General features: G+C 74.4%; 6 protein-coding genes. 5 read left to right on the forward strand and 1 reads right to left on the reverse strand.

Features of this window, described 5'->3' with window-relative positions:
- The first annotated feature begins 408 nt into the window (after positions 1–408).
- The 4 genes from ACFVFR_RS15035 (at position 409) to ACFVFR_RS15050 (ending at position 8,158) form a co-directional block, all read left to right on the forward strand.
- Complete coding sequence (locus tag ACFVFR_RS15035; RefSeq protein ID WP_383701438.1) at positions 409–2,307, forward strand: ABC transporter ATP-binding protein; 1,899 nt, start codon at positions 409–411, stop codon at positions 2,305–2,307.
- On the forward strand, positions 2,304–4,280 hold the full coding sequence (locus tag ACFVFR_RS15040) for an ABC transporter ATP-binding protein (protein WP_383701440.1): 1,977 nt from the start codon (positions 2,304–2,306) through the stop codon (positions 4,278–4,280). Before ACFVFR_RS15035 ends, ACFVFR_RS15040 begins: the two co-directional genes overlap by 4 nt.
- A 171-nt stretch (positions 4,281–4,451) precedes the next feature.
- Positions 4,452–7,178, forward strand: coding sequence for a BTAD domain-containing putative transcriptional regulator (locus tag ACFVFR_RS15045; protein WP_383701443.1), 2,727 nt, complete (start codon positions 4,452–4,454; stop codon positions 7,176–7,178).
- 230 nt (positions 7,179–7,408) lie between these two features.
- Positions 7,409–8,158, forward strand: a complete 750-nt coding sequence (locus ACFVFR_RS15050) for a DUF4232 domain-containing protein (protein WP_383701446.1) — start codon at positions 7,409–7,411, stop codon at positions 8,156–8,158.
- A 1,479-nt stretch (positions 8,159–9,637) separates the two neighbouring features.
- On the opposite strand, the gene ACFVFR_RS15055 is transcribed toward ACFVFR_RS15050, so the two are convergent.
- Complete coding sequence (locus ACFVFR_RS15055) at positions 9,638–10,168, reverse strand: DinB family protein (protein WP_383701449.1); 531 nt, start codon at positions 10,166–10,168, stop codon at positions 9,638–9,640.
- A gap of 584 nt (positions 10,169–10,752) precedes the next feature.
- Between ACFVFR_RS15055 and ACFVFR_RS15060 the strand changes: the two genes are divergently transcribed.
- Complete coding sequence (locus tag ACFVFR_RS15060) at positions 10,753–13,038, forward strand: M4 family metallopeptidase (protein WP_383701452.1); 2,286 nt, start codon at positions 10,753–10,755, stop codon at positions 13,036–13,038.
- Positions 13,039–13,052 lie beyond the last annotated feature (14 nt).

The raw sequence follows: 13,052 nt of genomic DNA on the forward strand, positions 1-13,052 counted from the left end.
GGCGGTACGGGGGCGCGGGCGGTACGGGTTCGGGTGGCGCGGCGCCGGGGGCGCCGGGGGCGGGCTCGTGGCTCCCGGCGCGCGGGCCGCCTGCCGTCGCGCGGGGCGCCGCCGGCCGCGCGCGGGGTCCCTCCGTACGCCGGTGGCGTACAGCGCGGGCCCGGCCGGGGCGCGTGTCGGGGCCGGGCCGACGGTCACGGGGCCGGCCACCGCCCGCGAAGTGAGAGCGCCCGGGCGACTCGGCGACGCGGGCCGGCGCGACTGGGTGGGGATCTTGTGATGACGGTGGCGAATGGGTAGATCTGAGGCGTCGTACGAGGTCACGGGCTTGAGCGGGGCTGGAATCCGTGGCCGGAGGGCGGAAAATCCCGTGAGCTTTGTCAGTGGTGAACCGTAGTCTCGCCCCTGATGGCTGTGACAAGTGAAGCGACGACGACGGAGCGGGACGCGCCCCGCCCGGAGGCCGCCCGCCAGCAGGCGGGGCCGGCGAAGGACCGATCAACCGTGCGCTCGCTGCTGCGGCTGTGGCCCTACGTACGGCCCATCCGGACCCGGTTGATCCTCGCGGCGGTCGTGGCGATCGTCGCGTCCTGTATGAGCCTGGTGATCCCGATCGCGTTGAAGTGGATCGTGGATGGCCCGGTGGCCGACCGGGACCCGGGCGGCGTGTGGCTCGGCGGGGCGCTGCTGCTCGTGATCGGCGTGGCCGAGGCCGTGCTGTTCGGCGTGCGGCGGTGGCTGGTGGCCAGGCCGCTCGCCTCGGTGGAGGCGGCGATGCGGGCCGACCTGTATCGGCACCTGCAGCGGCTGCCGGTCGCCTTCCACGACCGCTGGGCCTCCGGCCAGCTCCTCTCGCGCGCCACCGGCGACCTGCTGCTGGTCCGCCTGTTCCTGGCGTTCCCGCTCACCTTCCTGGTGGTCAACGGGGCGACCATCCTGGTCGGGTTCGTCATCCTGCTGGCCCAGGACTGGACCCTGGGTTTGGTGTTGCTGCTTCCCGCGGTGCCGCTGGTGATCCTGTGCTCGTACTTCGAGAAGCGGTACTCGCTGGCCGCGCGGCGCGCGCAGGACCAGATCGGCGACCTGACCACCGTCGTCGAGGAGAGCGTCCTCGGCATCCGGATCATCAAGGGCTTCGGCCAGCACCGGGGCCAGGCGCGGGCGTTCCGCGAGCTGGCGCTGCGGCTGCGGACCACGGAGCTGCGCAAGGGGAGTCTGCTGGCCAGCCTGTGGGCGCTGATCATGACGCTGCCCGAGCTGGCGCTGGGCGCGGCCCTGGTGCTGGGCACCGTGCAGGTGGCCGACGGGGACCTGTCGGCGGGCACGCTGGTGGCGTTCCTGTCCACCGCGCTCGCGCTGCGCTGGCCCGTGGAGTCGATCGGCTTCCTGGTCGCGTTGAGCAACGACGCGGCGACCGCCACCGACCGCTACTTCGAGGTGCTGGACGCGCCGGAGGCCGACCCCGCCCCCGAGGCGAAGGCCGCGCCGGCGCCGGCCGACCCCGCCCCGCTGTCCACCGGGCGCGCGGGGGTGCCCGGTGACGCGGAGCGCCCGGACGCGCCCCCGGACGGGCTGCGGTTCACCGACGTCACCTTCCGGTACGCCGACGCGCCGCCCGACTCCCCGGCGCTGCTGCGGGGGGTGAACCTGCACATCCGCTCCGGCGAGACGATGGCCCTGGTCGGGGCGACCGGGAGCGGCAAGACGACACTGACCGCGCTGGTGCCACGCCTCCTTGAGCACACCTCGGGCCGCATCACCATGGACGGCACGGACATCACCGCGCTCTCGCGCGACGCGTTGCGCGCCCTGGTCGCGGTGGCCTTCGAGGAGCCCACCCTCTTCTCGGCCACGGCCGGGGAGAACGTGTTGATGGGGGCGGCCGACGTCGGGCCACGCGAGCTGGAGCGGGCCCTTGAGGTGGCCCAGGCCCAGTTCGTGCACGCGCTGCCCCACGGGGTCGACACCCAGGTCGGCGAGCAGGGGCTGAGCCTGTCGGGCGGCCAGCGGCAGCGGCTCGCGCTGGCTCGCGCGGTCGTCGGCGTTCCGCGCTTCCTGATCCTGGACGACCCGCTCTCGGCGTTGGACGTGCACACCGAGGCGAAGGTGGAGGCCGGGCTGCGGCAGGTGCTGGCCAGGACCACCGCCCTGGTCGTCGCGCACCGGCCGTCCACGGTGCAACTCGCCGACCGGGTCGCGCTGCTGTCCGACGGCCGCGTCACCGCCGTGGGCGACCACCACGAACTGCTGCGGACCAACGCCGAGTACGCGGCGCTGATGTCCGGCGAGGGGAGCGACCCGACATGACCACCAGCGTCTCCAGCGAGCCCGTCGCCGACGAGCGCGCGGGCGAGGACGGGGCCGAGGGCGCCCCGGCGCACGGCGGCGGAGCGTCGGGCCCCGGCGATCCGGGTGCCCCCGGCGGCGGCGGGGGCGGCGGCGAGGGGCAGGGCGCGTCCGGTGCCGGCGATCCCTTCGACCGGGACGACCTGCCCACGTCCAAGGGCGCCTCCCGCGCGCTGCTGCGCTCGCTGCTCGCGCCGCTGCGCCGGTGGGTGTCGCTGGGCGCGGTGCTGATCCTGCTCCAGCAGGCCGTGGTCCAGGCCGGCCCGCTGCTCGTCGCGTACGCCATCGACACGGCCGTGCCCGCGATCCGCTCCGACGACCACGGGCCGCTGATCGCCGTGGCCGTGGCGTATCTGGGCAGCGCGCTGCTCAGCGGGCTGTTGCAGTACGCGTTCGTGCGCACGTCCTCGTACGTGAGCCAGGGCGTGCTGCTGGACCTGCGGGGGCGCATCTTCCGGCACGGGCAGGCGCTGAGCGTGGACTTCCACGAGCGGTACACCTCGGGTCGGCTCATCGCCCGCGCCACCTCCGACGTCGAGTCGCTGCGCGAGCTGCTCAACGAGGGCCTGGAGGAGCTGCTCGGCGTCATCCTCTCCCTCGTCTACATCTCCTTCCTCCTGCTGTACCTGGACTGGGGACTGGGCGCGGCGGCCGTCGCCTCGTTCGTCCCGCTGTTCCTGCTCGTGCGGATGTTCCAGCGGCGCTCGGGGCGCGTGTACGCCCAGCGGTCGACGGCGACGGCGGGGTTCATCGTCAAGTTCACCGAGACCATGAACGGCATCCGCCCGGTGCAGGCGTTCCGGCGTGAGCGGGCCAACGAGCGGGAGTTCGGCGCGCTCAACGCGACCCACGAGCGGATCAACGGCAGCGCGATGCTGGAGATGGCCCGTTACGTGGTCGGCTCGCGCCTGGTCGCCAACTTCGCGGTGGCCGCCATCGTGATGTGGGGCGCCTACCGGGTGGCCTCCGGCGGCCTGGAGCTGGGTGTGCTGGCGGCGGCGGCGCTCTACCTGCGCCGGCTCTACGACCCGATCGACCGGCTCGGGATGTTCCTCAACTCCTACCAGTCGGCCGCCGCCTCGCTGGAGAAGATCGCCGGCCTGCTGGCCCAGCGCCCCTCGGTACCGGAGGCGACGGACCCCCGGCCGCTGCCGGAGCGGCCGGCCGGGCGGCCGGGGCGGGAGGTCGTCTTCGACGGCGTGCGGTTCGCGTACCGCACGGGCGGCGAGGTGCTGCCGCGCTTCGACCTGACGCTGCCGGCGGGGCAGACGGTCGCGGTGGTGGGGGCGACCGGGGCCGGCAAGTCCACGCTGGCCAAGCTGCTGGCCCGGTTCTACGACCCGCCGCCGATGCCGGCCGGCGAGCGCGACAACGGGCGCGTCCTGCTGGACGGGGTGGACCTGCGCGAGCTGTCCACGTCGGACCTGCGGCGCGGGGTGGTGATGGTGACACAGGAGGCGTTCCTCTTCTCGGGCACCGTGGCCGACAACATCGCCATCGGCCGGCCGGACGCCACCCGCGAGGAGGTCGAGCGGGCCGCGCGGGCCATCGGCGCGCACGACTTCATCACCGCGCTGCCGGACGGGTACGACACGGACGTCCGCAAGCGCGGCGGGCGAATATCCGCCGGCCAGCGGCAGCTCGTGGCGTTCGCCCGGGCCCTGCTGGCCGACCCCGGAGTGCTCATCCTGGACGAGGCGACCTCCTCGCTGGACATTCCGGGCGAGCGGGCCGTGCAGCGCGCGATGGACACGGTGCTGCGCGGGCGCACGGCCGTCGTCATCGCGCACCGGCTGTCCACGGTGGAGATCGCCGACCGCGTGCTGGTGATGGCCGGTGGGCACATCGTCGAGGACGGCCCGCCGGCCGAGCTCATCGCGGGTCGGGGGCGCTTCGCCGACCTCCACCAGGCGTGGCGGGACAGCCTGGTGTAGCCCCGCGCCCCCGGGCCCGGCCCGAGGCGGGCGCGCGGGGCGGGGGCGCTCGTCCCGTGCGCTGCGTGAGGCCGCGCGCGGCGTGGGCCGGTGCCGTGGGGGTGTGTGGGCCGGGCGGGGTGTGTCCGCTTCTCCGGTAATCTGACCTCTTCTCTTCAGGAGGTTGCGTCAGTGGAGTTCCGGCTGCTCGGAGCGGTTTCCGTGGCCACCGAGGCCGGCGAACTGTCCGTGGGCCCGGCCAAGCGGCGCAGCCTGCTCACCGCGTTGTTGCTGCGTCCCAACCGGCCGGTGCCGGTGGAGCACCTGATGGACACCCTGTGGGACGACGAGCCGCCGCTGCGGGCCCGCACGGTCATCCAGGGTCATGTGTCGCGGCTGCGGGCGCTGCTCGCCGAGGCGGACGCGAAGGCGTTCGGGGTGGAGCTGGCCACCCAGGGCGCGGCGTACGTGCTGCGGATGCCGGAGAGCCTGTTGGACGCGCAGCGCTTCGAGGAACTGGTAGCGCGGGCCCGGGGCCAGCGCGCGCCGGCCGGGGCGGTGGCGCTGTACGAGCGCGCGCTGGCGCTGTGGCAGGGGCCGGCGCTGACGGGGGCCTACCCGAGCCCGACGGTGCGGGCCGCGGCGGCGGCCCTGGAGGAGCGGCGGCTGGCCTCCGTGGAGCTGTTGGCCGAGGCGTACGCGCGGCTGGGCGAGCACGCGCGGGCCGCCGCCGTGCTGCGCGCGGAGGTCGACGCGCATCCGCTGCGCGAGTCGCTGTCAGCCGCGCTGATGACGGCGCTCCAGCGGGCGGGGCGGCGCTCGGAGGCGCTCGACTGGTTCCACCGCACCCGCCGGCTGCTCGCCGACGAGCTGGGCGTGGACCCGGGGCCGGAGCTGGCGGACGCGTACGCCATGGCGTTGCGCGGCGAGGGCGACGAGAGCCAGCCGGCCCCGGCCTCGGGCGCGCCACGGCTGCCCAGCACACCACCCGGGCCACCGTTGCCCGGCACGGTGGACCTGCTGCCACGGATGCCGCGCGGGTTCCACGGGCGGGCCGCCGAGCTGGCCGCGCTGTCCCGGGCCGCCGCCGGCACGGCCCCCGTCTGCCTGGTGACCGGGCCGGCGGGGGTGGGCAAGACGACGCTCGTGGTGCGGTGGGCGCACCGCCACCGCGCCGGGTTTCCCGACGGGCTGCTCTACGCCGACCTGCGGGGTTTCAGTGACACGCGGGAGCCGGCGCACCTGGAGGTGTTGCGCGAGTTCCTGTTGGCGCTCAGGGTCGCGCCGCGCCAGGTGCCCGAGTCGGCGCAGGCGGCCTCGGCGTTGTTCCGCTGTCTGGCGGCCGAGCGTCAACTCCTGGTCGTACTCGACAACGCGCGGGACTCGGCGCAGGCCAGGGAGTTGTTGCCGGGTGGCGCGCGCTGCGTGACGGTGGTGACCAGCCGCAGCCGGTTGCACGGTCTGATCGCCTCGGACGCGGCCCGCCCCGTGCCGGTGGACGTGCTGGAGCCGGCGGACAGCACGGCGCTGCTCGCCGCGGTGCTCGGCCCCGAGCGGGTGGCGGCGGAGGAGGGGGCGGCCCGGCGGCTGGCGGAGCTGTGTGGCGGGCTGCCGCTCGCGCTGCGGGTGGCCGCCGCGCGGCTGGCGGACCAGCCGGAGTGGTCGCTGGGGGCGATGAGCGCCGAACTGTCGGACGAGTCGCGCCGGTTGCACCTGCTGGACGTGGAGGACACGGGGGTGCGGGCGGCGCTGCGGCTGACGGTGCGCCGGCTGCCGGAGGGCGTCGCGCACCACTTCGCGCACCTGGGCCGCTATCCCGGCACGCACGTGGACCCGTACGCGGTGGCGGCGTTGGCCGACACGGACCCGGGCACGGCCGAGGCCGCCATGGACCAGCTCGCCGCGGCGCATCTGGTGCTGCGTACCGCGCCGGGCCGCTGGACGCTGCACGACCTGGTGCGGCTGTACGCGCGGGATCTGACGGCGGACCCCGACGCGCTGGTGCGGGCGCTGGACCAGTGCGTGGCCACCGTGCTGGCCGCGGCGGGTGCGGCCGAGCCGGGCGAGGAGCCGTGTTTCGCGCTGCCGGCGGACTTTCGCCCGCCGCCGGCGACCCGCTCCTTCGCCACCCGTGAGGAGGCGATGGCCTGGTACGCGGCCGAGCGGGACGATCTGGCGCTGTTGGCGGGCGCCGCGCACGCGGCCGGTTGGCACGGCCGGGCCTGGCGGATCGCGCTGGGTCTGTGGCCGCAGGTGGTGTGGCGGGTGCGGGACGGCTGGTCCGCGCTGTTGGGCCTGGCGTTGGAGGCGGCCCGTGCCGACGCCGATCCGCGGGGCGAGTCCCGGGTGCTGGCCCTGCTCGGCTGGGTGTTGATCGAGGAGGGGCGCCCGCGCGAGGCGGTCACGCACCTGGAGGCGGCGCCCGCGTTGGCCCGCCGGGTCGGCGACCAGCGCGGGGAGGCGACCGGGCTGGTCAACCTCTCGTTGGCGCAGGCGGCGCTGGGCAGCCTGGACGAGGCGGAGCGGGGGTGCCTGCGGGCGGCCGAGCTGGCCCGCGCCGTCGGTGACCCGCACACCGAGCGGCTGGCCCGGTACCACCTGGCCCGGCACCAGCTGGACGCCGGGCGTTGCCGGGAGGCGCTGGAGACGGCTCGGGCGGCGCTGGCCCTGGCCGGGCGCCCCGACATCTCGGTGGCCTCGCGGGTGCTGCTGCTCTCGGCCACCGGGGAGGCGCTGCTGGGCCTGGGCGAGCACGCGGAGGGCGTGCGGCGGTTGGAGGACGCGGCACGCGAGGCGGAGGCGTGCGGTTACGACGACGGGGCGGTGCGGGCGCTGGGCGCGCTGCTGCGGGTGTCGGCGGACGCCACGGTGCGGGCGCGCTACGACGCGGCCTCCGCGCGGCTGGGCGCCAGCGGCTGAGTCCGCTGTCGTTGGCGTGGGTGTTGGCGTTGCCGTTGGCGTGGGCGTTGGCGTTGCCACTGGCGTGGGTGTTGGCGTGGGCATCCGAGCGGACATAGGCCGTTATAGCGGCACGTCAGTGAGACGGCAGCCGAGCGTAAGCGAAGCGGCAGCGGCGCTGGGCAGAGTTGTTCTCAACGGCGGAGATGACCACCGCCGATCCAGACCCGCACTCACAGGGGGACCCCCAAATGCGCACCTCTCGTATCCGCATCGCCGCCGCCGCCGCTGGCGTGACCACCGCTCTGGCCCTCGGCTTCACCGCCCTCCACGGCTCGGACAGCGGCAGCGCCGACACCCAGGCCAAGGGAAGCACCGGCACCGTGGCCCACTCGGCCCCGTACGTCGGTGACGAGGCCGCCAAGACCGTCGAGCAGCCGGCCGGCGAGGTGAGCGCGAGAGGCGCGCGGTCCGCGCCGTCGGCCACCGGGCAGCAGGTGGTCCAGGCCAGTGCCAAGAAGACCGTGACCGTCGCGAAGAAGACGCCGGCGCCGCGTGCCACGACCACCAGCGTCCGTCAGTGCGCGGGCGACGAGATCTCCTACGACGTGCTGCACCGCTTCCCCAAGCAGCTCGGGGAGCACCTGCTGGTCACGGCGATGAACGCGGACTCGAAGCCGTGCTGGGTCACCGCCTCCCCGTCCGTGATGCTCGGCGACACGGTCAACGTGCTGCCGCACTCGAAGAAGGACGCCCCCGGTGGCACCGCCCGCATCACCCTGCGGCCCGGCGCCAAGGTCTACTCGGCCGTCGCCCTCTTCGCCGACGGGAAGAAGAAGCACACCTCGACGGAGCTGTCCCTCGCGCTGCGCGACCAGACCGGCGACACCGGCCCGGCCGTCGAGCTGAACGCCTTCGACAAGAAGGGCGCGGTCTCGAAGTTCACCTGGTCGAGCGCGGACGTGACGAACTGGAACACCACCAAGCCGTACAACTTCTGATCCGGCCTCGCGCGGGCGCCGGTGGTGGCGGACACGCCGCCACCACCGGACGCGTGGGGTGACGGTGTGCCGGAACCGGCCGGCAGTGGCGCTGGGGACCACCGGGACCGTGACACCGCGGACGGCGGGGTGTGAGCTGGGTGGCCGGCTCACACCCCGCCGTCGCGTGGGGGCTCTGCCCCGAGCACGTCGACCGGTGCGCCCCCGCGCCAACGCCGCCGGCCGAAGCCTCGGCCCCGCACCGGGCTCCGCCCCACCACCGAGGCCAGGGGCCGCCCGGCGCACCCGGCCGGCCCGCGCCCCACCACCGGGGCCAGGAGCCCGCCCGCCCGGCACACCCGGCCGACCTCCGCCGCGCCCAACCGGCCCCCGCCCCACCACCGGGGCCGGACCGCCGCGCCAACGCGGCCCGACTTCCGTGCCACACGGACCAGACGCTTCCGCTCTCGCACCACCCGGCTGGGCTCCGCCGACTAACGCCCTCGCCCACCCGGCCGACCCTTGCCGCCCCGGCCGACTTCCGCCCTCGCCCACCGGGCCAGACTGCCGCGCCACCCAGGCCAGCCCCCCGGCGCTCCCAACGAGCCTTCGCCGCACCCGCCGGCTACCACCCCACCCACCGGGCCAGACTGCCGCGCCACCCAGGCCAGCCCCCCGGCGCTCCCAACGGGCCTTCGCCACACCCGCCGGCTATCGCCCACCCACCGAGCCAGACTGCCGCGCCATCCGGGTCGGGCTCCCGCGCCACCGCCACACCAGCCGGCCTCATCTCAACCGGCCGGCCTCCGCCCCGCCCACCGGACCACGCTTCCCCGCCCCCAAGCGGCCAGCCCTCGCCCCACCCGGCCAAGCCCCGCCGTCCGGCCGGAGCCCCGCCCCGTCGTCCGGCAGGCGCACCAACGCGTCAGCCCACCCAGCCCGCTGAGCCAGGGCTCGCGCTCGCCAACGCACCCGAGCACCACCCCCACGCACCAAGCCAGAGCCGGCACTCACTCACGCGCGGCGCGGAAGAAACCGTCTCCCCGTCAGGGCACCAGTCCGGATCTCTCTTCCCTCGCCGGAGGCACCCGGCCGGATCCCGCCCCCCACCAGGACACCCGGCCAGAGCGCTCTTCCCTCGCCGGGTGCACCCGGCCGGATCTCTCCCTCCGCCGGGGGCACCCGGCCAGCCCGCCCCCACCAGCGTGTCGGGACGGATACCCCTCCCCCACGTTCCGGCTCGATCCGGCGTGGCCCGGCGCGCGATCCGGTCGCCACCCGCACGCGACGACCGCAGGTCCGCCCTCGCCGGCGGGCTCGCGCGGCGGGGTCCACGTGATGGGCGGCGGGGTCCCGCCAGCGAGGCGTTGCGGCATTCCGCCAGGGGCTCGCGACGGGCCGGGCGGTGCGGGTTCGCGCACCGCCCGGCCGTCGTCGCTGGCCGGCCGGGGCGGTCGTCGGTCTCGCGCCCCGATGCCCGAAGTGGCCCCTGGCCTGGTGTTACTCCCCGGTCTGGCCGTCGGCCAACTCGCGGGCCACGTCGAGGTGTCCGAGGTGGCGGGCGTACTCCTGGAAGAGGTGGAAGAGAATCCAGCCCAGGGTCGGGGCCTCCTCCTCCGTCGAGAACCGGCCACCCAGGCTCGCGCGGCGCTCGGCGGGGACGTCGGCGGTGATCTCGCGCGAGAGCGCCCACTGGCGGCGGTGCTCGGCCAGGACGTCGGCCGCCGTCTCGGTGTCGGCGACGTGCCAGCGGTCGGCCGGGCCACGGTCGCCCCAGGCGTGCTCCTCGCTCATGGCCGTGCCCCGAAAGCCCCAGTCCAGCCAGCGCAGCTCGACGTATGTCAGGTGCTTGACCAGCTCCAACGGCGTCCACCCGGAGGGCAGTCGACTGGTGCGCAGCTCCCCCTCGGTGAGGCCGGCCGTCTTGCGGTGCAGGGCGTCGCGGTAGGCGTCCAGATAGCCGTCGAGCAGCGCGCGGGGGTCGGCGAGGGTCTGAGGCGGTTCGGCGAGTGTGTCAGCGGGGTTCGTCATCTGGTGATCGTACGAAAGCCGTTCCGCTCGCGCGGCGGTGGCCGTGCCGGGGCGGGTCGCCTGGAGTGGGACTCCGGGGCGGGAGACGGGGCCCGGGTCCGGGACGGAGCGGCGCCGGCGCGCCGGGTTCGAGGCCGGGTGCGACGCCGGGCGCGGGGCGCGGGGGCTCGGGTGGGGCTCGGGCCCGCCGGCGCATCCGCTATACGGACACCAGCGTTGCGTCAACGGAAGGTTTTTGGACAACTTCTCGACGTGCTCCTGACATGTTCGTCACGGCGGTGGCACTCTTCCCCTCGTCTGCCACGCGGCTCCCCCACGGCACCTCGCCGCGCGACGGTCGCACCGCACGTGTCCGGCACATCGGGCCACGCGCTGTCCCCGTAGTCGCACGTCGCCACCGCGCTCCGCCTGGTCGCCGCTCTCCAGGCCGAGGTCATCCGCGCCGTGCCAGCGCACACGTCCCCGTGTCGCACCGCCCCCCCCCACGCGCAGTCCCAGCTCCGCCTCGCTCTGCCCGGACGACCACCCAGCCGCCCGGCTCCCCTGGGCCGCCGCCACCGCGGCGACAGTAGAAGGAGTTTCGCGTGAGACGCACCCCCCATCGACGAACAGCCACCACCGGCGCGTTCGTCGCCGTAGCCGCCATGCTCGCGGTCGGCGTGCAGGCCGTCAGCGCCAGCGCCGACGCCGAGTCGCCCGACGCCTCGGCACCGCTGTCCTCGACGCTCGACCGTGGCGCCCTGCCCCTCAAGCTCACCCCGGCCAAGCGGGCCGAGCTGCTGCGGGAGGCCGACGCCACCAAGGCCGCGACCGCGAAGACGTTGGGCCTCGGCGCCCAGGAGAAGCTGCTGGTCAAGGACGTGTCCCAGGACGCGGACGGCACCACGCACACCCGTTACGAGCGCACCTACGCGGGCCTGCCGGTGCTCGGCGGCGACCTGGTGGTCCAGGAGACGAAGGCCGGCCGGTTCGAGTCGGTCGCCAAGGCCGTCAAGTCCCGGGTGCGGGTGGCCTCGACCACCGCCACCGTGCGGCCGGCCGTGGCCAAGGAGTCGGCCGAGCGGCTCGCGCGGGCGGACCACTCGAAGAAGGCGGAGGCCGCCAAGGAGCCCCGCAAGGTGATCTGGGCGGCCTCGGGCAAGCCGGTCCTGGCGTACGAGACGGTCGTGGGCGGGCTCCAGGCGGACGGTACGCCCAACGAGCTGCACGTGATCACGGACGCCACCACCGGCGAGAAGCTCTTCGAGTACCAGGCCGTGCACAACGGCACGGGCAACAGCCAGTACAGCGGGCAGGTGACGCTGGGCACGGCGGGCAGCTCGGGTTCGTACAACCTGACCGACACCCAGCGCGGCAACCACAAGACGTACAACCTCAACCGGGGCACCTCGGGGCAGGGCACGCTGTTCACCGACCCCGACGACACGTGGGGCGACGGAACCGGTGGCCACACCCAGACCGCGGCCGTGGACGCGCACTACGGCGCGGCGCTGACCTGGGACTACTACAAGTCCGTGCACGGCAGGTCGGGGATCAGGGGCGACGGTGTGGGAGCGTACTCGCGCGTCCACTACGGCAACAACTACGTCAACGCCTTCTGGACCGACTCCTGCTTCTGCATGACCTACGGTGACGGCTCGGGCAACACCCACCCGCTGACCTCGATCGACGTCGCGGCCCACGAGATGACGCACGGCGTCACCTCCAACACCGCGCGCCTGGTCTACAGCGGCGAGTCCGGCGGTCTGAACGAGGCCACCTCCGACATCTTCGCCGCCGCCGTCGAGTTCCACGCGAACAACCCGAACGACAAGGGCGACTACTGGGTCGGCGAGGAGATCGACATCAACGGCAACGGCACGCCGTTGCGGTACATGGACAAGCCCTCCAAGGACAACCGGTCCAAGGACAACTGGTACTCGGGCATCGGCAGCATCGACGTCCACTACTCGTCCGGTGTGGCCAACCACTGGTTCTACCTGGCCTCCGAGGGCAGCGGCGCCAAGGTCATCAACGGCATCCCGCACGACAGCCCGACCTACGACAACCAGCCGGTGACGGCGATCGGCCGGGCCGCGGCCGAGAAGATCTGGTTCAAGGCGCTGTCGCAGCGGATGCAGTCCAACACCGACTACAAGGGCGCCCGGGACGCCACGCTGTGGGCGGCCGGCGAGCTGTACGGCACGAACAGCGTGGAGTACGCGGGCACGGCCAACGCGTGGGCCGCGGTCAACGTCGGGCAGCGGGTGCCCACCCCCGGTGGCGTGAGCGTCACCGCCCCCGGTGACCAGACCAGCGTGGTCAACAAGGCCGCGAGCCTGCAGATCAAGGCGACCAGCTCCAACACCGGGGCCCTGACGTACGCCGCCAGCGGGCTGCCCGCGGGGCTGTCCATCGACGCGACCACCGGTCTGATCTCGGGCACTCCCACCACCGTCGGCACCAGCCAGGTGACGGTCACGGTCACCGACCCGGCCGGCAAGACGGGCACCGCCTCGTTCAAGTGGACCGTCGGCGCGGACGACGGCGCCGTCTACGAGAACACCGACGACGTGCAGATCCCGGACGGTGGCGACGCGGTGAACTCGCCGATCACGGTCAACCGTGGCGGCAACGGCAGCGCGGCACTCAAGGTGGGCGTGGACATCGTGCACCCCTACCGTGGCGACCTGGTGATCGACCTGGTGGCGCCGAACGGCAAGACGTACCGGCTGAAGAACTCCAGCGCGTACGACTCGGCGGACAACGTGACCGAGACGTACACCGTGGACGCCAGCGGTGTGACGGCCAGCGGCACCTGGAACCTGAAGGTGCAGGACATCTACTCGACCGACCGCGGCCACATCAACAGCTGGAAGCTGAGCTTCTGACCCGCCGGAAGGCA

This window comes from Streptomyces sp. NPDC057702 (genome assembly GCF_042799315.1).
GTDB lineage: Bacteria > Actinomycetota > Actinomycetes > Streptomycetales > Streptomycetaceae > Streptomyces.